We start from the raw sequence: 24,657 nt of genomic DNA on the forward strand, positions 1-24,657 counted from the left end.
GCCAAAATTCGAATAATTTGAGTTAATTATGGTGAATGGAACAGTCGATTATTTGGCTATAGGACAGCGGTTACGTGCTTATCGCATTGCTGCTTCGCTTAAAGCTGAAGATGTAGCTCAAAGCCTGAAAATATCAAGAGCAGCGGTTTATCGTTTAGAAAAAGGCGAAATCGTTAAAATTGAGACATTAGCTCGTTTAGCCCTATTGTTGGATACTTCTTTAGCCAGTTTACTTGGTATAGATACTGAATATTACTCTAGTGGTGAAGGTTTTTTTGAGCGAATGCGTCAGCTAGAAGAGCAATCAACCCACATCTATTCCCATTTTGATCCATTTTCTTTTTTATTAACTTCTCCAAACTATCTATCTCATTTAGCCATGATGCTTGAAGAATCAAGTGAATCGGCTGAGATGAAAAAATACGCAGTCATTTTATCAATTTTAAAAGATCGTAAAACACAGTTTTACCAATCAGTTCCTAAAGTAATTAATTTGATTAGTTTGCGGAATATAGAGCGGTTTTTGCACCTTGGCTTAGTAGGCGATTTAACCATTTCGCCGGGTAAAAAATCTGAAAGAATGTTGTTGGCACGCAAAGAGATTTACCATTTAATTGAACTATTAGAACAACAATCTTATGTGCCAACTATTGCAATTACGCAACAAGCAATTCCATCGATTGCTTTCCAAATTTTTTATCAAAGCGAGATTCCAATTTCGCTAGCAATTAGCCCATTTCGATTAGGTGAGTTACCAAATGTAACAACGGGCATTGCATCGATTACCTCATCGCCTGACGCAATTAAACGTTATCGTTCATTATTTGATAAACTATGGCAAAATAGCGCTAAAGAGCAACAAGCCATTGATTTGCTAAAAGCAACGTTAGATAAATTTTAAAGAATATTAAAGAGAGTCATTATGTTATCCTTAACATTACAACCCATAAAAAGATTTAATGGCACCATTAACTTGCCAGGATCAAAAAGTGTTTCTAATCGAGCACTATTACTATCCGCTTTGAGCCAAGGCGATACTCGCTTAACAAATTTACTCGATAGTGACGATGTTCGTTACATGCTTGATGCATTGACGGCTCTCGGTGTGAAATATCAATTATCCCATGATCGTACTATTTGTGATATTGAAGGTGTAGGCGGCAAACTATGCTCTTCACATGCATTAGAACTATTTTTAGGTAATGCAGGCACAGCAATGCGTCCTTTAGCAGCTGCGCTATGCCTTGGCCACAATAACATTGTATTAACTGGCGAGCCACGTATGAAAGAGCGCCCAATTGGTCATTTAGTGGATGCATTGCGTCAAGGAGGGGCTAAAATTGACTATCTTGAAAATGATGGTTACCCTCCGTTACATATTCATGGTGGTTTCATCGGAGGAAAAATTCAAGTTGATGGTTCTGTATCAAGCCAATTTCTAACAGCACTATTAATGGCTGCGCCATTAGCTGAACAAGATACCGAGATAACTATTATTGGTGATTTGGTATCTAAACCTTATATCGATATTACTTTAAAAATGATGGCGATATTTGGCGTTACAGTGGTTAATCAAAACTACCAAACTTTCATGATTAAAGCGAAGCAAAGTTACCAATCCCCGAAAAATTACTTGGTTGAAGGCGACGCTTCTTCTGCATCTTATTTTCTAGCCGCAGCCGCCATTAAAGGTGGCACTGTAAGAGTAACAGGGATAGGTAAAAAAAGTTTACAAGGAGATACACAATTCGCTCATGTTTTAGAAAAAATGGGTGCTAAAGTGACTTGGGCTGATGATTATATAGAATGTTCGCATGGTCAATTAAATGGTATTGATATGGATATGAATCATATTCCTGATGCGGCAATGACGATTGCAACCACCGCTTTATTCGCTAAAGGGAAAACCACTATTCGTAATATTTATAATTGGCGAGTTAAAGAAACTGATCGTTTATACGCTATGGCAACAGAATTACGTAAAGTCGGAGCAACGGTTGAAGAGGGTAGAGATTATATTACTATTGAGCCACCGGCAAAATTAGCCCACGCTGAAATTGAAACTTATAATGATCACCGCATTGCCATGTGTTTTTCACTTGTTTCGCTATCCGATACACCTGTGACAATTTTGGATCCTAAATGCACCATGAAAACATTTCCAGATTACTTTGAACAATTTAAAAGATTAAGTGAATAATAGTATGAATAACACTATCCCAGTTATAGCCGTTGATGGACCCAGTGGAGTAGGAAAGGGCACACTGTGCCAAGCGTTAGCGAATCATTTTAATTGGCACCTTTTAGACTCGGGGGCAATTTATCGTGTACTGGCATTATCGGCGTTGGAAAAAAATATTGCACTAGATGATGAGAATCAGTTAGCTAACTTAGCATTAAATTTACCTTTATCTTTTGACACAAGTGATATTGAAGTTAAAGTGCGATTAAATGGGATTGATGTGTCTAAAAATATTCGCACAGAGCAAACAGGCGGGGCAGCATCAAAAGTGGCTTCGCTTAATCAAGTTAGAGTTGCGTTATTACAACGTCAGCGTGATTTTAGACAGGCTCCAGGATTGATTGCTGATGGTCGAGATATGGGTACGGTTGTTTTTGCTGATGCGCCAGTCAAAATCTTTCTTGATGCAAGCGCCCAGTCTCGTGCAGAAAGAAGGATGAAACAGTTGCAAGATAAGCAGAATCATGCTAAATTTGCCAACATTTTGCAGGAAATAACTGCACGTGATGAACGCGATCGTAATCGAGCCATTGCGCCGTTAAAACCTGCTGTTGATGCGCTAATAATTGATACCACATCACTGTCTATTCAAGATGTTTTTAATCAATCTATTACGTATATAAACGAAAAACTTGCGCTGTAAGCTAACTTACGGCGTGAACTAAGCTCCATTATATGGATGAGTGGAGTATCGTAAACAACCCCACAAGACATGATGTAATGTGGACGTTAATATTAATTTAAGTATATAAATATGACTGAATCTTTTGCTCAACTCTTTGAAGAGTCTTTAAATCAGCTAGACACTCGTTCTGGTAATATGATCCGTGGTACTGTCGTTGCAATCGACAAAGATGTTGTTTTAGTTGATGCTGGATTAAAATCTGAATCAGCAATCCCAGTAGAGCAGTTTAAAAATGCCCAAGGCGAATTAGAAGTTCAAGTTGGCGACGTTGTTGACGTTGTACTTGACTCAATTGAAGATGGCTTTGGTGAAACCATCTTATCTCGTGAAAAAGCTAAACGCCATGAAGCGTGGTTAGTATTAGAAAAAGCAGTTGAAGATGCTGCAACAGTTTTAGGTGTTATCAATGGTAAAGTTAAAGGTGGCTTTACGGTTGATCTTAATGGCGTACGTGCGTTCCTTCCTGGTTCACTTGTTGATGTTCGTCCATTACGCGATACTTCTCATATCGAAAACAGAGAAATTGAACTAAAAGTTATTAAGTTAGATCAAAAACGCAACAACGTTGTTGTATCACGTCGTGCGGTTATTGAATCTGAAAATAGCGCAGAAAGAGAACAACTTCTTGAAAATCTACAAGAAGGTTCAGAAGTTAAAGGTATTATCAAAAATCTTACTGATTACGGTGCGTTTGTTGATCTTGGTGGAGTTGACGGTTTACTTCATATCACTGATATGGCTTGGAAACGTGTTAAACACCCAAGTGAAGTGGTTGAAGTAGGACAAGAATTACTTGTTAAAGTACTTAAATTTGATAAAGACCGCTCACGTGTTTCTCTTGGCTTAAAACAATTAGGCGAAGATCCATGGGTTTCAATCGCTAAACGTTACCCAGAAGGTACTAAAGTAACAGGTAAAGTAACCAACTTAACTGATTATGGTTGCTTTGTTGAAATTGAAACTGGTGTTGAAGGTTTAGTACACGTTTCTGAAATGGATTGGACAAACAAAAACATTCATCCTTCTAAAGTTGTTAGCCTTGGTGATGAAGTTGAAGTTGTGGTACTTGAAATTGATGAAGAACGTCGTCGTATTTCTCTTGGCCTTAAACAATGTAAACCAAACCCATGGTTACAATTTGCTGATTCGCATAGCAAAGGCGATAAAGTTAGTGGTAAGATCAAATCAATCACTGATTTTGGTATCTTCATCGGCTTAGAAGGTGGTATTGATGGTTTAGTTCATCTTTCTGATATTTCTTGGAATATGCCAGGTGAAGAAGCCGTTAAAGCTTATAAGAAAGGCGATGATATCGAAGCTGTTGTACTACAAGTTGATGCAGAACGTGAGCGTATCTCTTTAGGTATTAAGCAACTAGAAGACGATCCATTTAGCAGTTTTGCTTCTAACTTCAAAAAAGGTGCAATTGTTAAAGGAAATGTGACTGCAGTTGATGCTAAAGGCGCAACCGTTGAAATTGCAGATGGTATTGAAGGTTATTTAAAAGCACAAGATATTGCTCGTGAGCGTATTGAAGATGCAACAACTGCATTAAAAGTTGGTGATGAAGTTGAAGCTAAAATTATCAATATCGATCGTAAAACTCGTGCAATTTCGTTATCAGTGCGTGCAAAAGATGAAGCTGACGAAAAAGAAGCACTTGCGGCTGTAAATAATTCTTCAACTCAAGAAGATGCATCATTTACTAATGCAATGGCTGAAGCATTCAAAGCTGCGTCAAAAACTGAGTAAAAAATGTTTATGTAAAGAGTAAAGAGGGCTTGCCCTCTTTTTCTTTTGTGGTATAGAATGGGTAAATTCCATGCCACATAAAAAATTAGGAGTGATCATGAACAGATCAGATTTAGTAGAACGAATTGTAAACTGGCGGACACACCTTCCTGTGCAACTAGTTGACGATTCGGTTAGAGATATCATCGAGCAGATCGCTTTAGCCATGGAAGGTAACGATCGTGTAGAAATTCGAGGCTTTGGTAGTTTTAGTTTAAATTATCGAGCTCCACGCAAAGCTAGAAATCCAAGAACTGGCGGTAATGTTGAAGTCAAACATAAGTACATTCCTCATTTCAAACCAGGTAAAGAGTTGCGTGAAAGAGTAAACAACGCTGCAAAAGCATAATCTCTAAATTCTATATTTAACTAAAAGCCTTTGAGTAAAATCAATGGCTTTTTTATTTTAAGTAATGCCATTACTGTTATTTAATTACACTCATCAGTTTAGTAAATTCATTTACTCCTATTGATTAACTAAGATCTTCTCATATTTTGTTTTTCATCATTATGAATTGTTTGCAATTTTTAAAATTTGAAAGATTATTAACAATTTTTAGTAAATTGTATCTGGTTTAATGATCAAATTGGAAGGCTTCTCAAAAATTTCAAAACCATTTATTTTTTTATAATAGTAAGTGATAGGCTAGTTGTTAGTTTAGACTAACAATAGTAGGCACTAATGAGACAATGTTGTTCCCTTGATTTAATGGCTATTATGTTTTCATTAGGTTGCCTACCATTACTATTTTTACCACATTTATTTTCTGATTTTCAGTGGTATTTTATTGCCGTTACCTTAGTTATTTTGTTGTTAGTGACTTCAGATAAATTTCGTTGGCTTCTATCTATTTTTATTATATTTTGTTTAGGTTTTTTATGGTCTATTGCTTATTCTAAGCAATATTTAACCAATATCACGCCTTATATTGACAAAATATTAATTGTTAAAGCCAAAGCAGTAAGTATCAATACACGCCAAATAACAACAAATGAGCCTTATCATTTGTCGTTTTCTATTTTTTCTGTTTCAGACCATATGCTTCCTAATAATATTCCAATCACAGTTTATTGGGATAAGTTAGCACTTCCTAAATCTGGCCAAATTTGGCAATTAACATTAAAAGTTAAAGTAGCACACGGTTACTTAAATGAGGGAGGATTTGATAGCCAACGTTTTTCTATTGTCAATCGAAGTTTATTATCAGCTAAATTAGTTGATGCAGAATTATTGCTAGATGAATCTGATGTAAAGCAAGCAATTACTGATTCGGCATTACCCTATATCAATTTGTTTCGTTATAAAGGCATTTTACTTGCTCTTGCTTTTGGCGATCGTTCCCAATTAGATAATTCACATCGTACAGTGATGATGCAAACTGGTATTGCCCATTTAATGGCAATATCGGGTATGCATATCTTAATAGTTTTTGGGATGAGTTGTTTTTTTATCAAAGTTTGCTTGTTTTTTATTCCAAAGCGTTTTATGCATTTTTTCGTTCCGATTATAGCAGGCTGGTTATGTGCATTTTTTTATGCATGGTTAACAGGCTTAAATCCGCCAGCTTTGCGCGCCATATTTGCTTTATCTATCTGGATTTATTTGCGTTATAAAAAAAAACAAATAAGTGCATGGCAAAAAGTCAATCGAATTATTGCGTTATTATTGTTATTTGATCCGTTAATGATTTTATCTGAAAGTTTTTGGTTATCTTGCTATGCGGTAATAAGCTTGATTTTTTGGTTTGACTGGTTACCACTCCCTAAAATAATGAAGTATAAAAAACGTTGGTATGTAATAAGGCTATTGCATTTGCAGTTTGGGTTAACCTTATTATTGCTACCTATTCAATTTTTTGTCTTTCAAGGAGTGAGTGCCGTCTCGATCTTAACTAATTTAATTGCGATTCCCATTATTTCACTATTTACATTTCCAATTATTTTAATTGCGTTAATATGTAGCGCAGTTGACTGTTTTTATATTGCATTATGGTTTTGGTTTATTGCTGATAAGTCTTTGGAATGGTTGTTTTTAAGTTTAGATTGGCTTAATTGGTTATGGATTAAAATTCCTTCCGACCTTTATTTATTAAGTTTTTTCAGTTGGATAATTATAGTTATAATACGCACCGGTGTTTGGCGCCGATTTAGCATGACTTTGCTGGTAATTTTGCTGATGTTACTGTTGCCATTTTTTAAAGATCAGAACTATCGTTGGCGGCTAGATATGTTAGATGTTGGGCATGGGTTGGCTATGGTTATTCATAATGGCAAATCAGCAATTTTATATGATACAGGTGCAAAATGGGATAAAAGTTCGGCTGTGGAAAGAGTTATTATTCCTTTTCTACAGTGGCATAATTTGAACGTGGAAGGTATTATCATCAGTCATCAACATAATGATCATGCAGGCGGTTTGACTATGCTTCAACGTGTTTATCCAAAGGCATGGTTAATGAGTTCATCTTCTGATTACAATAATACTTATCCATGCTTAGCGGGTAATCGTATTATTTGGCATGATTTGACATTTAATGTGCTGTGGCCGAAAAAGTTGGTTGGTTATGCACAAAATGACGATTCCTGTGTGGTACAAGTTACTGATGGGCAATTTTCTGTATTATTAACTGGAGATTTAGAACGAAATCAGGAGTATCAATTAGTCACAACATATCGAAACCAGTTGGCATCTACCATTTTGCAAATTCCACATCATGGTAGTAGCACTTCATCAAGCTATGCATTTTTAAATCATGTTAACCCCGTAGTCTCGTTGGTATCAACGTCCCGTTATAATCCTTGGAAACTGCCATCTCATAAAGTAATGAAAAAATATCAAGATCTAAAGTTAAATCATTATATTACCGCAAGGTCAGGGCAAATAAGCCTGTTTTTTGATAAACAAAAATGGAGCTTAAAAACCATGCGAAAAGAAATTACTCCTCGTTGGTATCATGATTGGTTTGGTAGTTTACCAATTTATGAGTAAAATAGATTATCTTTCGCTATAGATAGCCGTTTTAATAATTGTTATATCGATATTAAGATATAAAACAATTTTACTAAATGTAATTGAGTGATGTTAAAGTTATGATTGAAAAACTATGGTATGGTAAAAATTGTTTATTTTGGTTATTCATACCATTTGCCTTGTTGTATGGTTTGATTGCATTTGTTCGTCGCTTTTTATATCGAGTTGGCATGCTTAAGTCTTGGCACTCTCCAGTCCCGATTATCGTTGTTGGCAATTTATCCGTGGGTGGCAATGGTAAAACACCACTGGTTGTTGGTTTAATTGAAGCACTAAAACAAAAAGGATTACAAGTTGGCGTTGTTTCACGGGGTTATGGTGGTAAGTCTGATAACTATCCGCTTATATTGAATGATACCACCACAACGGCGCAAGCGGGTGACGAACCTGTACTTATTTATCAACGCACTAATGTGCCTGTCGCGGTGGCTCCACATCGTTCGCAAGCTGTTCAAGCATTATTAAACCAGTACCAATTAGATGTTATTTTAACAGATGATGGGTTGCAACATTATGCATTAGAGCGCGATATTGAAGTCGCCGTGGTTGATGGAAAGCGCTTATTTGGTAATGGATGGTGGATGCCAGCAGGACCAATGAGAGAGCGAGAAGACCGTTTAAAATCAGTTGATTTAATTATCATAAATGGGGATAGCATAAATAATTTAGCAACGAAATATGCCCATAAAACCTATACAATGCAATTAACGCCATTATATGCAGTGAACTTGCTTACTCAAGAAAAAAAGCCATTATCATCCTTGCAAAATATTTGTGCTATTGCGGGTATTAGCCATCCGAAACGCTTTTTTGATATGTTGGAAAAAATGCAAGCTAATGTGACTAAAACCGTTTCTTTTGCTGATCATCAAAAATTTACTTTGTCGTTATTAAATGATGTGGCAAGTTGTCAGCAAACCCTTTTAATGACAGAAAAAGATGCAGTTAAATGCAGGCAGTTTGCTCAACAAAATTGGTGGTACTTACCTATTGATGCGCAGATACCCACGCCAGCTATTGAGCAAATCTGTTTGCTATTAACGAAGATACAATCCCAAAGAGAATAAAATATGAAAGAAACCCTTTTAAATGCACTTGCTTGTCCTAAATGCCATGGTCAGTTGCAATATGATGCCCATAATCAACAGTTAATCTGCTATGCTGATAATTTAATCTATTCAATCAAAGATAACATTCCTGTATTGCTTGAGTGTGAAGCTAAACCGCTTAACCGACCACAGCCTAACCAAGAATAAATAAGGTATTAATTATGAATTTTTCGGTTATTATTCCCGCTAGATACGCATCAAGCCGCCTACCTGCTAAACCACTAGCGGATATTCATGGTAAACCTATGATTGTACGAGTAATGGAACAAGCAAAAAAATCATCAGCCAATCGTGTCATTATTGCAACCGATCATCAGCAAGTCTTTGATGTAGTCAAGGCGTACGGTGGTGAGGTCATACTTACTAGCGATAAACATAACTCTGGTACTGAACGGTTGGCCGAGGTGATAAATAGCTATCAGTTTGCTGATGATGAAATTATTGTCAATGTGCAAGGCGATGAACCTTTAATCCCGCCTATTGTTATTGATCAAGTAGCTGAGAATTTAGTGCAATATAAAACAGGAATGGCTACGTTAGCCGTGCCGATCCATTCTGCTCAGGAAGCGTTTGATACTGGTGCTGTTAAAGTTGTGACCGATAAAGATGGCTATGCGCTTTATTTTTCACGTGCTACAATTCCTTGGGAACGCGATCGTTTTGCTAAATCGACTGATCTATTAAAACAATCCAGTATTGGTGATTTTTATCTTCGTCATATTGGTATTTATGCTTATCGTGCAGGTTTTATTCGCCAGTATATTAATTGGATGCCAACTTCACTTGAACAAATTGAGATGTTAGAACAACTTAGAGTGCTTTGGTATGGCGAAAAAATTCATGTTGCTGTGGCAAAACAGCCTCCTGCAATTGGTGTTGATACGCTTGAAGATTTAGAAAAAGTAAGAACGTTATTTAAGGAATAAGCAATGGCAAACTTTACGGGGTTTACACCAGCTGGACTTAATTTTTTACAAGATGCTTGGATCAACAATAGCAAAACATGGTTTGAAGAACATCGTGCGATTTATGATAACGATTTAATTAGGCCGTTTAGGCTATTGGTGGAACAGTTAACCCCCGAAATGCTCAAAATTGATGAATGGTTTGAAACTAAACCCGCTATAGGTAAAACCATTTCACGCATTCATCGAGATACACGTTTTTCAAATGACAAATCACTTTATCGTAGCCGATTATGGTTGATCTTTAAACGACCTAATCGAGATTGGAAAGAAGCACCAGCCTATTTTTTTGAAATCAGCCCAAGCAGTTATCAATATGGACTTGGCTATTACTGCTCATCCAAAAAAACGATGGATATTTTTCGAGAAGAAATTCTTCATGATACTAAAAAGTTTTTATCGATGACACGTTGTATTAAAAAACCATTTGAACTTGTAGGTGAGAGCTATAAACGACCGTTAATCAAAGAACAAGATACCCAAATAGCGACATGGTACAACCGTAAAAATCTTGCTGTTATGGTGACAAGCAATCATATTGAAGATATATTAAATGCTGATTTACCACAAAAATTGGTTAAAGGATTTAAGCAATTAGTTCCGCTTTATGATTATTTAATGCGGGTTGAGTTAATTAAAAACATACCCGCATTTTAGTTTTGTAACATGAGCTTTAATATTAGATATTAGGAAAGTTTAATATTAATTCTTTAACGCCATTGATAATAAATTGCGTTCCAACGCAAACCAATAAAAATCCTAAGATTCTTGTAGTGGCTTCAATGCCACTTTTCCCCATAAAACGCATTATGCTACCTGCGCTGCGCATACAAAACCAAAGAATAATACATAGCAGTAAAGGCACTAATATTGAAGCAGAGTAAATAACCCAAGTTGCAACATCATAACCACCGCTTTTTACTGTTGATGACATACTGATTATCATGGCAATGGTTCCTGGTCCTGCGGTGCTTGGCATGGCGAGCGGGACAAAAGCAATATTATTTGACACTTCTTTCTTTTTGGCATCGGCCTCCAGCATTTTATGCGCAGGCTGCTGAGGAAATAACATTCTAAAGCCAATAACGCCAACAATCATACCGCCTGCAATGCGTAATCCTGGAATTGATATACCAAATGTATTCATGACCAGTTGCCCGCAATAAAACGATACCACCATAATCATAAACACATAAATACACGTGAGTTTCGATTGGTAATTGCGCTCCTCATTGGTCATATCGCCCGATAAACCTAACAACAGTACCACAGTGGTTAATGGATTAGTTAATGGAATAAATAAAATTAAACCAAAACCGACAGTTTGTAAAAGTTCTAACATAAATGTGCTTGGTATCTAACAAAAACTGTAGCTAAGTATAATTGAAATATATAAAAAATGCTCGAAATAAAGTTATTTAAAAATAACTAAAAAATAGGATAAAGCAGTATTGCTTTTTATAAAGCATCAAAATAAAAACCAATAAAATCAATGGTTTTTCTGACTGATTTTTAGGTCGCAATCGTAGGTCGAAATGCTTTAGAAAAACAATTTATATAAATAAGAGGTAACAAAATGAGAAAGTGATCCTCGCAAAAAAATAGACAAATGTTACCTCTATGATATAACTAACAATCATAGGGGAACACATTATGGTCAAAAAATTTAGTGCAGGCTTCAAACAACAAGCGATGGATTATGCTTTATCTAATGTTCACTTTTCATTAGCTCAAATCGCTAACCATTTAGGAATAGGCAAATCAACATTGGATAAATGGGGTAGACAACTTAAATCCTAACAAAACCAATAAACTTGAGCTAACTAGTGATCAGCAAAAAATTATTGAACTAAAAAAGCACATGTGTGTTTCATCAACAATCGGAATCGGAGTTATTTTATAATTAAAAAAGGCGTGGCAGAAAAGAAATGAATCAAACAGCAAAAATCATCAACCTAAATTAGGTCTTTTAGCGTTCAGTAAACAGTTAGGAAATGTTCGACAAATCTGTAAAGTAATGGGGTATAGTCGGGATAGCTATTATCGCTTCAAAAAAGTTTATAAGCAAAGCGGTGTGCTAGCGCTTCAGAAAATAATTCGTAAAAACTAATTTATAAACTTTATTTTAGCTTCGAAGATGCAAAGTACACCAAACCAAAGTATACAGCCAACAGATAAATGAGATTGGTGAGCAATTTTATAAAACGATGAAAACCGAATGTTATGATGTGATGTTCTGATGTAAGATTTATAATGAATTGTCTAAAATTCAATAGGATATTAAAAAAAAGCTGAAATTTTATAATAAAGAAAGAGCGCATTTAGGCAAGTATTTTTGTGGCAAAACACCGTGGTAAACTTGGCTAAACACAAAGGCGTTAGTTAAAGAAAAGTAACTGGAGAATTTATTTTGTGCATTAGACATACATTTTGTTAAAATAAATTCTGGTGAATAATTAGTGTTCGTTAGTTTAAGTTTGAGCTACTATACGTAATTTATATGCCAAACGATTACAAGTAATATAAAAATATTATTCGGATGAAATCCGACAATAAACTGTACGACTCGTGAAAAATACATGAAGATGAGCTAGATCAACTTTACATACACGGCAAGGTAATGTTAAGCCAATCAATGCTATTAAGAAAACACAGCTAGCCGCTTGAGTTTTTTGAATATAATAAAATAGATAATATAACCAGTTAGAAAGTAAGGAGAAAACAATGTTTCATATAGTAAATTTAAGATTAGGAATGAATGATATCAATGCATTAGTTAACACGTATGACAGCGATAAAAATCAAATTCTGCCGTTTATAAATACAAGAGGAGAATTAAAGGCGGATTACTTATTCAATAATTTTCTCCCTAATTGGGGTAATTATCCATTTATGATTGATGCTTCTTTTATTACTCCTGATATGTATGATGAGTATAATCAAGTTAATGGTTTATTAGATCATACTAATGCTTTTCAACATAAATACGAATTTTATGAAAGAATTGTTAATGTTAATAACAATTTAATCCCAGTTATCAGTATATTACCGTCTAGAACGAGAGATAATCTTCAATTTTTATTTAAACTTGAAAATAGACAATACAAAAAAATTGCATTAAGAATAACGGATTTGTCACAAAGCTCAATTAATAACTTATTTGCATTATTAGCGGCATCATATGATGTTAAGAAGATGCTAGTATTATGCGATATAGGATCAATAGTTGGTGAAAATATCAATGTAATTCAAAATAGATTGGATTATATTTTACAGAGGCTTTCAATTGAATATGAGGGTATTGATGTTTCAATAATCTCAACATCATTTCCATCACAAAAAATACCCAATCGAGATGTTGGGGAAGCAATGCCTCACTCTGAAACACCCAATCGAGATGTTTGGGATGTAATACCTAATCTTGACTTACTTCTATATTTTAACTTAAAAAGTTCATTTCAAGGAATAAACCTAATTTATGGAGACTATGGTGCAACTAACCCAACATCTCCAATTGAATATGTTCCTGGAATGCAAATAATACCATGTGTAACTTACTACGATAATTATAATTGGTATCAAATGAAAACGGGCAATAACCATGAATTTAGTAAATTTATTGATTTAGCTAATTGCCTTGTTTCAGAAAATTTTTATCACGGTAATTATTTTAGTTGGGGAGACACTCAAATTTATAACATTGCAAATAAAACCATTAATAATGGTCATTCAGGAACATGGGATGGCATAAGGATTAATCAACATATTACTTCTATTGCCAGAATGCCTTAAGCTTGATCCTGTAAATAAATTTGTGTATTTGCCTATTTTTAACTTATTCTAATGTACAAAAAATAGGTGAATAAAAATGGATGAAAAAAATCAAGAGAGTTAGTGACTGAACTAGCCAAAAACATAGAAACTCAAGACGATTTAGGCGTAAAAAAATGCATAATTCAGTATAAATATTACGACTGAACATTACATTGTAATATTCGGCGTTTATTGTCTTATGAAATCGTTCACAAATCCTATTCGTCTGCGGGCTATAAGCTTTGGTTTTGGTGTGTTCAATCTCTGCTAGTTAGGATAAAGTTCATAAGCATGGCTTTCCTTTATGTCCATTATATTCTGTGCCTAGGTTGATTGGTGTGCGTAATAGTGGCATCTGTTCTCTATCGAAAAAGAAAGCGCTTTATCAGCTGCAATTAAACTGATTTTTTAGTATAGACTTTGGCAAAAGCCCGCCTTGAATAGGTATCAATAAACGTTTGTTAGTCTATTTTGAGTGAGTTACAAACTAAATACTTATCAATATACTTTATGTATTAGTCAGCACATCATAATGATAGGCTTGTAGCAAAAGAATTAATGTGATTATTTTTCATTATGTTATAAAATAAAAACTTTAATAAAATCAATGGTTTTTCTGACTGATTTTTATCATGCTCAGCTAATCTAATCTTTCTTTATGATACATCCTAGCCCTTGCCCTTGATATCATCTACTAAGCTTGGTGCATCTAAACGAGCTTTATGTTGCCAATAAAGCGCTTTGATATTCTCAAATAGTTCATTTGATTTGATTCACGCTTTAGCCAAACAGAATAACCTGATACGCTAGCTTTTAACTGGCGGCAGATTAGCGGTAATGGGTATGGTAACAAATGTTGCTTCGTATATTGGTACTTCACCGACTTGGATGGTTGATAAAGTACACATACGCCTTTTTTAGCATTTCATAGGCTAATTTTTTGTGCTTTGTTTTTTTCTAGCGCAATCATTTTTTGTTGCTCACAAATTAGCTCGCGTTTACTAGTTTTGTTAGGGTTAAGTTGCCTAAGCCATTTATCCAGCGTTGATTTATCAATACCTAAATAGTTAGTGGTTTTAGCCAATGGAAAATGCGCATTAGCTAATGCATAATCAACCGTTTGTTATTTGAACTCTGCGCTGAATTTTTTGACCATAATGTGTCCCTTATGATTGTTAGTTATATCATAGAGATGGCATTTGTCATTTTTTGCGAGGATCATACCGGTTTCAGCTACTTTTAAAGGTTCAGCTACTTTTAAAATAGTTACGATTTGATGTTCAGTCATTTTTTTATCATTAAATCCCCTTTTACTTTTATCATAGAGAATTTTCTACTTTTTTGTTGCACTATTTTAGGGGGTAGGTACATAAAGCGTGACCAACAAATGTAAAAAAGAGATGCATTGATATTAAATGCATCTCTTGGTTTCTTTATGTTTTATGTATAGTATTTAAAATGGAATATCGTCATCAAAATCCATTGGAGGCTCAGGCATAGCTGCGGGTTGAGGGGCTGAAGTTGGTGCACCTTGCATTGTTGGGCGAGATTGTGCTTCTGGCGCAGATGAATAATTATTGGCACTTTGTCCCCATGAACCGTTACTTGCTGCTTCGTTGTTATTGCGAGAACCTAAAATTTGCAATGTACCGCCTATTGGGTTGATAACAACTTCTGTTGTATAACGATCGTTACCTGATTGATCTTGCCACTTTCTTGTTTGTAATTGACCTTCAATATACACTTGAGTGCCTTTTTTTATGTACTCACCTGCAATTTCGGCTAATTTACCAAAAACAACAACTCGATGCCATTCAGTGCGCTCACGAGTTTCGCCAGTCTGTTTATCTTTCCAGGATTCTGATGTTGCTAAACTAAGATTAGCAACCGCGTTACCATTCGGCATGTAACGAACTTCTGGGTCTTGACCTAGGTTACCAACTAAAATGACTTTATTTATTCCTCGATTGGCCATTATTAACTCCTAAAAATTGCATAAGTATTTTAAACTATGTATTGTAGCATGAGACTATAGTAATATCAGCGAATTTAATTCTATTAATGGAATTTTGTTCACATTTTGTAAAGATATAGAAACATTAGTCTAATCATAGGAATTTGTTACTATAACGAGTATAATACCCGACATTTGTTGATGTATTGTTCTAAACATATTTCCCCTACTGGAGACCTTATGATTAATGCGTTTGGGTTAAAAAACAAACAATTGGTAAAAATTAATGAAGACGATATAAATAATGCGACTTGGATTGATTTAATAGAGCCAGAAGAGGCCGATCGTGATTTTGTTTTAACACATTTAGGGCAAAACTTAGCAACGAGTATTGAATTAGATGATATTGAAGCGTCAGCTCGTTTTTTTGAGGATAATGAAGGATTACATGTTCACTCTTTCTTTTTTTATGCTGATGCAGAAGATCGAGCAGGCAATTCAACAGTAGCATTTACTGTGCATAATGGGCGACTATTTACATTGCGAGAACGTGATCTACCCGCATTTCGCTTGTACCGAATGCGCTCACGTTATCAAACTATGATTGATGGTAATCCCTATGAAGTATTGCTTGATCTATTTGAAGTTAAAGTGGAGCAATTAGCTGATCAAATCGAAAATATTTATAGCGAATTAGAAGAGCTAAGCTCCATTATTATGGATCGTTCTGCACAGGAACATTATGATGAAGCGATCACCTCATTGGCAGAGCTTGAAGATACTGCATGGAAAGTACGCTTATGTTTAATGGATAGCCAACGTGCGGTTAACTATTTAGTTCGTCGCGCCAAAATGCCGACCGATCAGCTTGAACAAGCACGTGAAGTTATTCGAGATATTGAGTCGCTTGTTCCTCATAATGAGTCGTTATTTCAAAAAGTAAACTTTTTAATGCAAGCTGCGACTAGCTTCATCAATATAGAACAAAGCCGAATTATTAAGATTTTCTCGGTTGTGTCGGTTGTATTTTTACCGCCAACTGTGGTTGCTTCTGCTTATGGTATGAACTTTGAATTTATGCCCGAATTAAAATGGGAATATGGTTATCCATTTTCGTTACTATTAATGTTGTTAGCGGGGGTTGCACCTTATATTTATTTTAAACTAAAAAAATGGTTATAGTTCTTGGTTATTTTAAATAATCTTTAAGACTTTTTCTCCGCTAACTTAGCTTAGCGGAGCCTCGCCTAAGTAATATCATTAAGGTAAATTAGTTAAATGATGATAAATAGTTCATAATATTACCTGTTGCACTTTGTATAGCGGATACATATAAATACTGCTATTTGAATTAGTATAATTAATTTGTCACAGAAGGGAACAACATGAGTCAATATGCACTAGTTACTGATATTGGTGGAACCAATGCGCGATTTGCACTGTATGATTTAACAACTAATAAGTTATCGGCAATCACTAAAATTCTTATCTCAAAAAATGATGTTTTATTAACATTAATTAAAGATTATTTAGCATCCCAATCAGTAACTGTTAAAATGGCTTGTATTGCTATTGCTTGCCCCATTGATAGCGAGGATGTGATCAATCTGACCAACAATGATTTGTCATTTTCACGTTCTGAGTTGATTCAAGCATTAAATCTTACAAAACTGGAAGTAATTAATGATTTTACCGCTGTGTCAATGTCGATTCCTCAATTATCAAAAAATGAATTAGTTAAAATTGAGGGCGGTGAGCCTGATTTAAATTATCCAATTGCAATTTATGGCGCTGGCACTGGGCTTGGTGTTTCTCATTTAATCAAAGTTAACCAACGCTGGGTTAGTTTATCTGGTGAGGGTGGGCACACAGAGCTACCGATGATTAGTGATGAAGAGGATCGTATTTTAGCTCAACTAAGAAAAAAATTTGGACGAGTTTCGACCGAGCGGTTTCTTTCAGGCAGTGGCATTGTTAATATTTATCAAGCTTTGTTACATATTAATAATAAACCTATAGAAGAGGTGACACCTGACATTATTGTCAATAATGCTTTATCAAATAGTTGCCCACTTTGTTTGCAAACTTTAACTTATTTTTGTACCTTTATGGGGCGGTTTGGTGGTAATTTGGCTTTAACACTTAATACACAAGGTGGGGTTTATATTGCTGGAGGGATTGTACCGCGTTTTATTGAGTTTTTTAAAGCATCACCATTTAGAGAGGCATTTGAGCATAAAGGTCGAATGTCATATTTAGTCAAAAAAATCCCCGTTTATGTAATAACTCATGAGGATCCAGGGCTATTGGGTGCAGGTGTTTATTTGCAAAATAGTCTTAAATAAAGATTTATTGATAAGGTTTTATTTTATGATGTGGTGTTATATTTATCGAAGTACCAAAAAAGAAAACTGTTATTTATATATGGAACATGAAAATAACTTTTCAAGCATTCCAGAGAAGATACTTTCGATTTTTGGTACGCCAGTATTTGTGATGAAAGTATTACTTGATGGCAAACGACGTTTTGTTGTTGGCTCTTCAGATGAAATCGAACAAAAAATAAAAACAGATGGCTTTTTCTTGCAGATGTTAAAAGAAGATGATTTTAAGGTATGATTGAACCATTTTGGGAATATAAAACGTTAGATAAAATGAGCGACGAAGAGTGGGAACAACTTTGCGATGGTTGTGGTCAGTGTTGCCTGAATAAACTTATGGATGAAGATACGGACGAAATCTTATACACCAATGTGGCTTGTAATTTGCTTGATTCTAATACTTGTCAGTGTAAACATTATTATAATCGCTTTGATTATGAACCAGATTGTATTAAGTTAACACGTGAAAATTTACTTACTATCGAATGGTTACCTGTTACTTGCACGTATCGTTATTTTTCTGAAAAAGGCACGCTACCTGATTGGCACCCACTTATTACAGGCAATAAGAAGCTTATGCATAAGCTAAAAATATCGGTTAAAAATCGCATTGTTTACGAAAAAGATGTGATCTGTTGGGAAGATCACATTATCTAATACAGACCAGCATTATTGCCTTCTTAAAACTGTGGTTAAACCTGCGTTTTTAATAGGTATTTCTATACTCAATTTGGTATGGATTGTTAATAACCTAAAGTGATTTTTTGTTGTTAAAAATCAGACATATAGTCTCAACAGGAAGTAATTAATTTAGTCCTCAGTAGAAATAAAGGCATCAATAAATAGGCCTCGAATTATATCGAGGTCTATTAACAATGAGCTAAGGCGCAATAAATGCCTTTTCTTATATATTTTTCTTATATATGTGGTTTATTTTTTAGCTTGCTCAGCGGCTTTAACAATTGCTGCAAAAGCATCTGCTTTTAGTGATGCCCCACCAACTAATGCCCCATCAATATCTGGTTGAGTAAATAGCTCAGCGGCATTTTTGTCATTAACCGAACCACCATATTGAATGATTACTTGTTCAGCAACTTTAGCATCTTGTTTAGCTATATGGTCACGAATAAATTTATGAACAGCTTGTGCTTGTGCTGGAGTTGCTGATTTGCCAGTTCCAATCGCCCAAACGGGTTCATAAGCAATAACTGCGCCGATAAATGCTTGAACGCCAAGCGCTTTAATTACCGCATCAATTTGGCGAGCGCAAACAGCTTGTGTTTGTCCAGCTTCGTTTTCTGCTTCTGTTTCACCAATACATAAAACAGGGACTAAACCAGCTTCTTTTATTACACCAAATTTTTTAGCAATAAATTCATCAGATTCTTTGTGGTAAGTGCGACGTTCTGAATGCCCAATAATTATATGGCTAACGCCGATATCTTTTAGCATTTCAACAGAGACTTCACCTGTATAAGCACCAGACAGATTAATGCCGACATCTTGAGCTCCCAAAATAATATTAGAGCCATCTAACTGATGTTTTACCAAATCAAGGTAGACTACCGGTGGTGCTATTGCAACATTGCAAGCCGTGTTATTTGATAGCTCATTTCGTAGCCCTGCGACTAAGCTTTTAGCCATGTCGGTACTACCATTGAGCTTCCAATTTCCCATAACAAGTGGTTTACGCATAATTTTCTCCAACTTAAAGTTTAAAATAGTGTTGATTTTAGAATGAATTCGGTATAATGATTGGCATTATACACCAAATAATTTGAGCTTGAGGAAAAATATGTCATTAGAAATATTGAATCAATTAGAGAGTAAAATCCAACATACTGTTAATACTATCACGACATTACAACAAGAGATTGCTACTTTAAAACAAGGCAATCAGGAGTTGGAACAGTTGATTAATGATAGTTCTGATGAAATGAAAGCGTTGCGTGATGAAAATGACAAGCTAAAACAAGATCAACAAATGTGGCAACAACGTATTCAAACGTTATTAACTAAAATAGGTGAAATTACCCAATAAGTTAGCTACTTTACTTGTAAACGCGACTTATGTCGCGTTTGTTTTATTTTTTACTAAAGGCTATGACGAAATTTAAGTTCAATGCGAGAAGAGCTAAAATCTTTATGGATCACTCAGACTATTCATTTAATTGAAAACGAATCTGGGCGGTTTGCAGATCAAGATATTAATAGACAAGTAAGAGCGATGCAGACATCACTTACTAATCGTATTGTGATGCGTGCTGTCATGTTGTCTCAAGAAAATGGTTTGCTTTCAGCGCAAAAAACATTATTACGTGCAGCAAAACTTTCTTTTATTATATTACTTTTTTTATCCACTATATTTGGGGCAACCTTGGCTTTTGGCGCTTTAAGCCAAGATCCGATTAATTTGTATTGGGCTATTTTTAGCTTATTAGGCGTACATTTAGTTACCTTATGCATTTGGTTACTTTCTTTTTTCTTTTTTTCAAATCTTGGTGGGAGTTTACTTGTTTATTGTTGGCTATGGCTGACTAAAAAATTTTCTCAGAAAAAGACAGTACAGCAGCTTATTCCCGCTTTTGTTGAGTTATTTGGTGTACGTATCCGTTGGTTAATTGGTTTTGTTCTCAATCTTTTTTGGACCCTTATATTAAGTAGTGCGCTATTAGTATTAGTTGTTTTATTTTCAACTCAACATTATCGATTTGAGTGGAAAACAACATTACTGAGTTCGGATGCTATTATTAACTTAACTCATTATTTAGGTTGGTTGCCTTCTTTCATCGGTTTTACCATTCCAAACAATGATATTATAAGACTCAGTGAACAAGCATTAAATGCCAGTGACGCACGTTCTGCATGGGCAATTTGGCTACTTGGGATTTTTTGTGTTTATGGATTAATCATTCGATTGCTCTGTATGGTGATTTGCGGGCTTAACTGGATAAGAAGTTGTCGGCAAATTAAATTAAATACTCAAACTGCCTGTTACCAATTGTTAGCTAATGACTTACAACCATTGTTAGTTAATGTTGAAGATGCGGATAGTAAAGGAAAAGATAAGGTATCTCGCTTAACCAACCACTTTATAGAAGATGGGCAAGGCGCTTTTTTGGTCGCCATTGACATACAGGAAGATTGGTCACCACCAGGTTCAGTTACTTTTTTAGGTTTTTTAAATACACGCGAGCAACGCCGTAATATTTTAGATTATTTACAATTATCACCAGCTAAAAAATTATTAATTGCTATTGATACTGATAGGACTCCTGATAGGGGAATGTTAAATTTAATTAATCAATTGATGAATAAATCACAACAAAACCGAATTTGGTTTATTAATCAAGGTAAGCAACTTAATAATTGGCAGGTTTTATCACTACAATCAGCTACACCAACATGGTTAAACGAGGAATTTTAACATGTTAACAACATTAAAATTAGCCGTGGTAGGGCATGCAAATGTAGGTAAAACTTCGTTATTACGAACTTTAACTCGAAATAGTCGCTTTGGTGATGTTTCTGATAAACCTGGAACAACTCGGCATGTTGAGTCCATTAAAGTGCCTTTAGATGAGCAAAAGTCAATCATTTTCTATGATACGCCTGGATTAGAAGACAGCTTGGCATTATATGATTATATTAATCATATAACGCCAGCAAATAGTAGGCTCGATGGTGTTGATAAATTAACAAATTTTTTACAAAGTCCTGAAGCAGAAAATTCTTTTGATCAAGAAGCCAAAGTCATTAGACAGTTATTAAAAAGTGATGCGGCTATATATGTTATTGATGTGCGAGAACCTATTCTTGCTAAATATCATGATGAATTGACTATTTTAGCCAGCGGTGATAAGCCATTGTTAGCCGTGCTAAATTTTACTGCCCATGAGGAAAAAAATGAAAAGGAATGGAAAAAATTGCTTTCACGTGTGGGGATTCATGCTATCATAAAGTTTGATGCTATAGTGTCTCCCATAGACGGCGAGGAGCGGCTGTACAAAAGCCTAGCTTTATTAATTGAACCTGCAAAGGTTATTTTAGAACAATGGCTAGATCACATTGTGCAAATGCGCGAATCTCGCAATCACAGTGCTAATTTGATTATCGCAGAAGCATTAGTTGATGTCACTGCTTTTTATAAAATGGTAAAATCAGATGACAAACAAGCTATTGTAGATATGCAAAATCAAGTAAGAAAGCGGGAACAATTAGCAATAAACGAATTGTTAAAACTTTATCAATTCAATTCTGTACTAGAGAGTGAAGAGCATTTACCTTTAATAAAAGGTCGTTATAATGCCGATCTATTTAATATAGATGCGCTAAAAACGATGAGCAAACAGCTGGCAAAAGGTTTTGTGTCAGGTGCAACTATTGGGGCAAGCATCGATTTAGCTGCAGGCGGAATTACGCTTGGCTCAGCAGCCTTAATTGGGGGCGCTGTTGGTAGTTTAATGCAAACAGCTAAACATTATGGCTCTAGAATGCGATACCAACTTTCTGGATATAGAAAATTAAGTATTGATGATGTGATTATTTGTTTTTTTTCTTTAAGGCTTATGAATCTTAAAGAAAGTTTAAATTATCGAAGCCATGCGAACACATCGCCTATTAAGTTATCAAAATTAGACAAACAAGAATGGGAAAAAGGTGTGTTGCCTAAAAGTTTAAAGGTAGCTAGACGTTATTCGCATTGGTCGACTTTAAATAAAGGAACAAAAAGAAATGATAAAAAATGGCAATCGACTATTAGGAACGTTGCTGAGCAGTTGCATTAGCACGCAGAAATGTTTTCTAATAATGACATTTGTTTTGTCTATTTTTATGCTATTTGGCTGTAGTTCTAGCCAACCTCAGGTTTCAAGCAAAAAAACTAAATCTGATTCGATTATGTTAGCTAAAATAGACTCCCATTATAAAAAATGGCAAAATACGCCCTATCGCTATGGAGGCACCACGTTAGCGGGTAGTGATTGTTCTGCATTGGTAATGAATTTTTTCAAAAACAAACTCTCAAAAAACTTACCAAGAAGTGCGGCTGAGCAAGCTCGATTAGGTGTTAAAGTTAATAAGCCTAAAGCAGGTGATTTGGTATTCTTTAAGACAGGCCGTAGCCGCAGTGGTTTACATGTTGGGATTTATTATGCTAATGGTAAATTTTTACATGCTTCAACATCAAAAGGTGTGATTTATTCAAACTTGAATGATAGTTACTGGAAGAAGCATTATTGGATGGCACGCCGTTTAATAACTAGCAAAAGCTAAATCTATATGAAATTAAAGCACTCTAAATTCAATCTATTTAGAGTGCTTTAATGTTATTTTATTCTTTTCCTCTATAATTAAATCATTGATTTTTGTCTTAATTCACGCATTACTTTTGCTACATAAAGCATTTCTTCCGGAGTGCCAAGTGATATACGACACCAATCAGTGGCAGGGGAAAAATCTCGGCCAACTAATATAAATTTTTCTTTCATTAATTCCCGATAATCATTTAATGCAATAGAGGTTTTATGAAACATAAAATTGGTTTCTGATTTAAGATAATGAAATCCAAGCTCGGATAATACTTTTTCCATAATTTCACGTGATACATCAATTACTTTTTTACAATAAGCCAAATATTGAGTATCTTTTAGTGATGACAATGCCGCACAAACTCCACAATAATTAAGCTTTTCGCCTGCTACATACTGGGCTATGTTTTTAGTGTTTTCTTCTGTACTGACAATGTAACCTACTCGTAATCCAGCCATTGCATGAATTTTAGAAAATGTTTTAAGCAGTACAATATTGTCATACCCTTGGGTAATAAATTTGTCTGCTGACTCAAAAGCTGGATCATTGACAAACTCGGCATAAGCTTCATCGAAAATAAAAATGGTGTTTTTAGGTTTACTTTTTATCCATGATTCAATTTCATTAATGCCAAATACAGTAGAAGTAGGATTATTGGGGTTAACTAAATAAACAATAGAAAATCCTTGATAATTTTCAACCGCTTTTCTTAAACCGTTTATATCAATTTTCCAATCGGTTAAACATGGCACTTTAGTGATTTTTAAATGAAATATTTTGGCAAAATGTTCACCATCACTATAGGTGAGTTCGGGTATCACTAATTGAGCATCAGGTTTTACAAAAGCAGAAATAGTGCTACGGATCCCTTCTGATGAACCTGCTGTCAAAAGAATTTGTGTATCACTTACTTGATGGTATTGAGCTAATGCTTTATTTAAAAGTGGCATTTCAGCTTTTGCATATCTATTTGCTTTCCAAACGGCATCAATGGCTGCTTGTTTGGCTAATGATGACATGCCTAACGCATTTTCGTTAAAATTGAGCCGAATAGGGTGAGTTGCATCTGGCACTACGGCTTTATCAAGCATCGGTAGTGAGAATGAAGTCGAATTTTGTACTTGTTGAGCATACGCTTTAGATAATAGTTGATTAACGGATAATCCGGCAATTGCTGCACTTGAAAATGTTAATAACTTTCTTCTACTGATATTTAGGTTACACACCATGATTCACCTCATCTTTAATTATTTTTTATGTGGTCAATAATAAATTATGCAAAAATAATACCAAGCTTATAATAAGTGCAAGAAAGGAAGCACTTTGTGTGATAAAAATAATAAAATAATGATTATTCTTGTTTAACATCTACATCA

At 34.9% G+C, this 24,657-nt stretch carries 26 protein-coding genes and 1 pseudogene; 21 read left to right on the forward strand and 6 right to left on the reverse strand.

What is annotated here, in order from left to right; all coding sequences use genetic code 11:
* The first annotated feature begins 28 nt into the window (after positions 1–28).
* The 10 genes from A9G47_RS03095 to A9G47_RS03140 all read left to right on the forward strand — a co-directional run bounded on the left by A9G47_RS03095 (position 29) and on the right by A9G47_RS03140 (position 10,480).
* Positions 29–901: a helix-turn-helix domain-containing protein gene (locus tag A9G47_RS03095; protein WP_065642140.1), complete on the forward strand. Its 873-nt coding sequence runs from the start codon at positions 29–31 to the stop codon at positions 899–901.
* A gap of 21 nt (positions 902–922) precedes the next feature.
* The gene (gene aroA, locus A9G47_RS03100; RefSeq protein ID WP_065568088.1) at positions 923–2,200 is read left to right on the forward strand and encodes a 3-phosphoshikimate 1-carboxyvinyltransferase; all 1,278 of its coding nucleotides are present in this window, start codon (positions 923–925) and stop codon (positions 2,198–2,200) included.
* A gap of 4 nt (positions 2,201–2,204) precedes the next feature.
* Positions 2,205–2,885, forward strand: coding sequence for a (d)CMP kinase (gene cmk / locus A9G47_RS03105; protein WP_065568087.1), 681 nt, complete (start codon positions 2,205–2,207; stop codon positions 2,883–2,885).
* Between the two features lie 111 nt (positions 2,886–2,996).
* A complete protein-coding gene (gene rpsA, locus A9G47_RS03110) occupies positions 2,997–4,679 on the forward strand; it encodes a 30S ribosomal protein S1 (protein ID WP_065568086.1) in 1,683 nt (560 codons plus the stop codon).
* 97 nt (positions 4,680–4,776) lie between these two features.
* Complete coding sequence (ihfB, locus tag A9G47_RS03115; protein ID WP_065568085.1) at positions 4,777–5,067, forward strand: integration host factor subunit beta; 291 nt, start codon at positions 4,777–4,779, stop codon at positions 5,065–5,067.
* A gap of 333 nt (positions 5,068–5,400) precedes the next feature.
* Positions 5,401–7,707: a DNA internalization-related competence protein ComEC/Rec2 gene (locus A9G47_RS03120; RefSeq protein ID WP_065642141.1), complete on the forward strand. Its 2,307-nt coding sequence runs from the start codon at positions 5,401–5,403 to the stop codon at positions 7,705–7,707.
* 101 nt (positions 7,708–7,808) lie between these two features.
* Entirely contained in the window at positions 7,809–8,816 is a 1,008-nt protein-coding gene (gene lpxK / locus A9G47_RS03125) for a tetraacyldisaccharide 4'-kinase (protein ID WP_065642142.1), read from the forward strand.
* Between the two features lie 3 nt (positions 8,817–8,819).
* The gene (locus tag A9G47_RS03130; RefSeq protein WP_065568009.1) at positions 8,820–9,005 is read left to right on the forward strand and encodes a Trm112 family protein; all 186 of its coding nucleotides are present in this window, start codon (positions 8,820–8,822) and stop codon (positions 9,003–9,005) included.
* A gap of 14 nt (positions 9,006–9,019) precedes the next feature.
* Positions 9,020–9,784, forward strand: a complete 765-nt coding sequence (gene kdsB / locus A9G47_RS03135) for a 3-deoxy-manno-octulosonate cytidylyltransferase (protein ID WP_065568010.1) — start codon at positions 9,020–9,022, stop codon at positions 9,782–9,784.
* A 3-nt stretch (positions 9,785–9,787) separates the two neighbouring features.
* Complete coding sequence (locus A9G47_RS03140; RefSeq protein ID WP_065642143.1) at positions 9,788–10,480, forward strand: DUF2461 domain-containing protein; 693 nt, start codon at positions 9,788–9,790, stop codon at positions 10,478–10,480.
* A gap of 22 nt (positions 10,481–10,502) precedes the next feature.
* Here A9G47_RS03140 and A9G47_RS03145 read toward each other — a convergent pair whose 3' ends face one another.
* Positions 10,503–11,165: a MarC family NAAT transporter gene (locus tag A9G47_RS03145; protein WP_065642144.1), complete on the reverse strand. Its 663-nt coding sequence runs from the start codon at positions 11,163–11,165 to the stop codon at positions 10,503–10,505.
* 311 nt (positions 11,166–11,476) lie between these two features.
* On the opposite strand from A9G47_RS03145, the gene A9G47_RS13870 reads away from it, so the two are divergent.
* From A9G47_RS13870 to A9G47_RS03155, 3 genes and pseudogenes are all read left to right on the forward strand, one after another.
* Positions 11,477–11,623 carry a helix-turn-helix domain-containing protein gene (locus tag A9G47_RS13870; protein WP_065568013.1) on the forward strand — a complete coding sequence of 49 codons (147 nt, stop codon included), beginning with the start codon at positions 11,477–11,479 and terminating at the stop codon, positions 11,621–11,623.
* Between the two features lie 128 nt (positions 11,624–11,751).
* A pseudogene (locus A9G47_RS14585) lies at positions 11,752–11,927 on the forward strand (helix-turn-helix domain-containing protein); the annotation flags it as partial.
* A gap of 620 nt (positions 11,928–12,547) precedes the next feature.
* Positions 12,548–13,615 (forward strand): beta family protein, encoded by a 1,068-nt coding sequence (locus A9G47_RS03155; RefSeq protein ID WP_065568014.1) that lies wholly within the window; start codon positions 12,548–12,550, stop codon positions 13,613–13,615.
* A 946-nt stretch (positions 13,616–14,561) separates the two neighbouring features.
* Here the strand turns inward: A9G47_RS03155 and A9G47_RS14165 are convergent.
* The 3 genes from A9G47_RS14165 to A9G47_RS03165 all read right to left on the reverse strand — a co-directional run bounded on the left by A9G47_RS14165 (position 14,562) and on the right by A9G47_RS03165 (position 15,611).
* Positions 14,562–14,720: a hypothetical protein gene (locus tag A9G47_RS14165; RefSeq protein WP_176700646.1), complete on the reverse strand. Its 159-nt coding sequence runs from the start codon at positions 14,718–14,720 to the stop codon at positions 14,562–14,564.
* A 39-nt stretch (positions 14,721–14,759) separates the two neighbouring features.
* A complete protein-coding gene (locus A9G47_RS14170) occupies positions 14,760–14,924 on the reverse strand; it encodes a hypothetical protein (protein WP_176700647.1) in 165 nt (54 codons plus the stop codon).
* A 165-nt stretch (positions 14,925–15,089) separates the two neighbouring features.
* Positions 15,090–15,611, reverse strand: a complete 522-nt coding sequence (locus tag A9G47_RS03165) for a single-stranded DNA-binding protein (RefSeq protein WP_065568015.1) — start codon at positions 15,609–15,611, stop codon at positions 15,090–15,092.
* 219 nt (positions 15,612–15,830) lie between these two features.
* Between A9G47_RS03165 and corA the strand changes: the two genes are divergently transcribed.
* The 4 genes from corA (at position 15,831) to A9G47_RS03185 (ending at position 18,628) form a co-directional block, all read left to right on the forward strand.
* Positions 15,831–16,772, forward strand: coding sequence for a magnesium/cobalt transporter CorA (gene corA, locus A9G47_RS03170; RefSeq protein ID WP_065568016.1), 942 nt, complete (start codon positions 15,831–15,833; stop codon positions 16,770–16,772).
* A gap of 203 nt (positions 16,773–16,975) precedes the next feature.
* Positions 16,976–17,935 (forward strand): glucokinase, encoded by a 960-nt coding sequence (locus tag A9G47_RS03175; protein ID WP_065568017.1) that lies wholly within the window; start codon positions 16,976–16,978, stop codon positions 17,933–17,935.
* A 25-nt stretch (positions 17,936–17,960) separates the two neighbouring features.
* A complete protein-coding gene (locus tag A9G47_RS03180; RefSeq protein WP_176700648.1) occupies positions 17,961–18,209 on the forward strand; it encodes a YcgL domain-containing protein in 249 nt (82 codons plus the stop codon).
* On the forward strand, positions 18,206–18,628 hold the full coding sequence (locus A9G47_RS03185; RefSeq protein WP_065568018.1) for a YcgN family cysteine cluster protein: 423 nt from the start codon (positions 18,206–18,208) through the stop codon (positions 18,626–18,628). Before A9G47_RS03180 ends, A9G47_RS03185 begins: the two co-directional genes overlap by 4 nt.
* 273 nt (positions 18,629–18,901) lie before the next feature.
* Here A9G47_RS03185 and tpiA read toward each other — a convergent pair whose 3' ends face one another.
* Positions 18,902–19,666, reverse strand: a complete 765-nt coding sequence (tpiA, locus tag A9G47_RS03190; RefSeq protein ID WP_065568019.1) for a triose-phosphate isomerase — start codon at positions 19,664–19,666, stop codon at positions 18,902–18,904.
* A 100-nt stretch (positions 19,667–19,766) separates the two neighbouring features.
* Between tpiA and zapB the strand changes: the two genes are divergently transcribed.
* The 4 genes from zapB to A9G47_RS03210 all read left to right on the forward strand — a co-directional run bounded on the left by zapB (position 19,767) and on the right by A9G47_RS03210 (position 23,245).
* Positions 19,767–20,012 (forward strand): cell division protein ZapB, encoded by a 246-nt coding sequence (gene zapB / locus A9G47_RS03195; protein WP_065568020.1) that lies wholly within the window; start codon positions 19,767–19,769, stop codon positions 20,010–20,012.
* 81 nt (positions 20,013–20,093) lie between these two features.
* A complete protein-coding gene (locus tag A9G47_RS03200; protein WP_065642145.1) occupies positions 20,094–21,398 on the forward strand; it encodes a DUF2868 domain-containing protein in 1,305 nt (434 codons plus the stop codon).
* A 1-nt stretch (position 21,399) separates the two neighbouring features.
* Positions 21,400–22,758: a GTPase/DUF3482 domain-containing protein gene (locus A9G47_RS03205; RefSeq protein ID WP_065568022.1), complete on the forward strand. Its 1,359-nt coding sequence runs from the start codon at positions 21,400–21,402 to the stop codon at positions 22,756–22,758.
* Between the two features lie 22 nt (positions 22,759–22,780).
* On the forward strand, positions 22,781–23,245 hold the full coding sequence (locus A9G47_RS03210) for a C40 family peptidase (RefSeq protein WP_065568023.1): 465 nt from the start codon (positions 22,781–22,783) through the stop codon (positions 23,243–23,245).
* A gap of 77 nt (positions 23,246–23,322) precedes the next feature.
* On the opposite strand, the gene A9G47_RS03215 is transcribed toward A9G47_RS03210, so the two are convergent.
* Positions 23,323–24,510 (reverse strand): pyridoxal phosphate-dependent aminotransferase, encoded by a 1,188-nt coding sequence (locus A9G47_RS03215; protein WP_065642146.1) that lies wholly within the window; start codon positions 24,508–24,510, stop codon positions 23,323–23,325.
* Positions 24,511–24,657 lie beyond the last annotated feature (147 nt).

Origin of the sequence: Gilliamella sp. WF3-4 (assembly GCF_001690275.1) — a bacterium.
Lineage (GTDB): Bacteria > Pseudomonadota > Gammaproteobacteria > Enterobacterales > Orbaceae > Gilliamella > Gilliamella apicola_C.

Coding starts and splice junctions, on each gene's coding strand:
- A9G47_RS03095 (WP_065642140.1), top strand. CDS start 29: ATGGTGAATGGAACAGTCGATTATTTGGCTATAGGACAGCGGTTACGT.
- aroA (WP_065568088.1), top strand. CDS start 923: ATGTTATCCTTAACATTACAACCCATAAAAAGATTTAATGGCACCATT.
- cmk (WP_065568087.1), top strand. CDS start 2,205: ATGAATAACACTATCCCAGTTATAGCCGTTGATGGACCCAGTGGAGTA.
- rpsA (WP_065568086.1), top strand. CDS start 2,997: ATGACTGAATCTTTTGCTCAACTCTTTGAAGAGTCTTTAAATCAGCTA.
- ihfB (WP_065568085.1), top strand. CDS start 4,777: ATGAACAGATCAGATTTAGTAGAACGAATTGTAAACTGGCGGACACAC.
- A9G47_RS03120 (WP_065642141.1), top strand. CDS start 5,401: ATGAGACAATGTTGTTCCCTTGATTTAATGGCTATTATGTTTTCATTA.
- lpxK (WP_065642142.1), top strand. CDS start 7,809: ATGATTGAAAAACTATGGTATGGTAAAAATTGTTTATTTTGGTTATTC.
- A9G47_RS03130 (WP_065568009.1), top strand. CDS start 8,820: ATGAAAGAAACCCTTTTAAATGCACTTGCTTGTCCTAAATGCCATGGT.
- kdsB (WP_065568010.1), top strand. CDS start 9,020: ATGAATTTTTCGGTTATTATTCCCGCTAGATACGCATCAAGCCGCCTA.
- A9G47_RS03140 (WP_065642143.1), top strand. CDS start 9,788: ATGGCAAACTTTACGGGGTTTACACCAGCTGGACTTAATTTTTTACAA.
- A9G47_RS03145 (WP_065642144.1), bottom strand. CDS start 11,165: ATGTTAGAACTTTTACAAACTGTCGGTTTTGGTTTAATTTTATTTATT.
- A9G47_RS13870 (WP_065568013.1), top strand. CDS start 11,477: ATGGTCAAAAAATTTAGTGCAGGCTTCAAACAACAAGCGATGGATTAT.
- A9G47_RS03155 (WP_065568014.1), top strand. CDS start 12,548: ATGTTTCATATAGTAAATTTAAGATTAGGAATGAATGATATCAATGCA.
- A9G47_RS14170 (WP_176700647.1), bottom strand. CDS start 14,924: ATGACTGAACATCAAATCGTAACTATTTTAAAAGTAGCTGAACCTTTA.
- A9G47_RS03165 (WP_065568015.1), bottom strand. CDS start 15,611: ATGGCCAATCGAGGAATAAATAAAGTCATTTTAGTTGGTAACCTAGGT.
- corA (WP_065568016.1), top strand. CDS start 15,831: ATGATTAATGCGTTTGGGTTAAAAAACAAACAATTGGTAAAAATTAAT.
- A9G47_RS03175 (WP_065568017.1), top strand. CDS start 16,976: ATGAGTCAATATGCACTAGTTACTGATATTGGTGGAACCAATGCGCGA.
- A9G47_RS03180 (WP_176700648.1), top strand. CDS start 17,961: ATGATGTGGTGTTATATTTATCGAAGTACCAAAAAAGAAAACTGTTAT.
- A9G47_RS03185 (WP_065568018.1), top strand. CDS start 18,206: ATGATTGAACCATTTTGGGAATATAAAACGTTAGATAAAATGAGCGAC.
- tpiA (WP_065568019.1), bottom strand. CDS start 19,666: ATGCGTAAACCACTTGTTATGGGAAATTGGAAGCTCAATGGTAGTACC.
- zapB (WP_065568020.1), top strand. CDS start 19,767: ATGTCATTAGAAATATTGAATCAATTAGAGAGTAAAATCCAACATACT.
- A9G47_RS03200 (WP_065642145.1), top strand. CDS start 20,094: ATGCGAGAAGAGCTAAAATCTTTATGGATCACTCAGACTATTCATTTA.
- A9G47_RS03205 (WP_065568022.1), top strand. CDS start 21,400: ATGTTAACAACATTAAAATTAGCCGTGGTAGGGCATGCAAATGTAGGT.
- A9G47_RS03210 (WP_065568023.1), top strand. CDS start 22,781: ATGACATTTGTTTTGTCTATTTTTATGCTATTTGGCTGTAGTTCTAGC.
- A9G47_RS03215 (WP_065642146.1), bottom strand. CDS start 24,510: ATGGTGTGTAACCTAAATATCAGTAGAAGAAAGTTATTAACATTTTCA.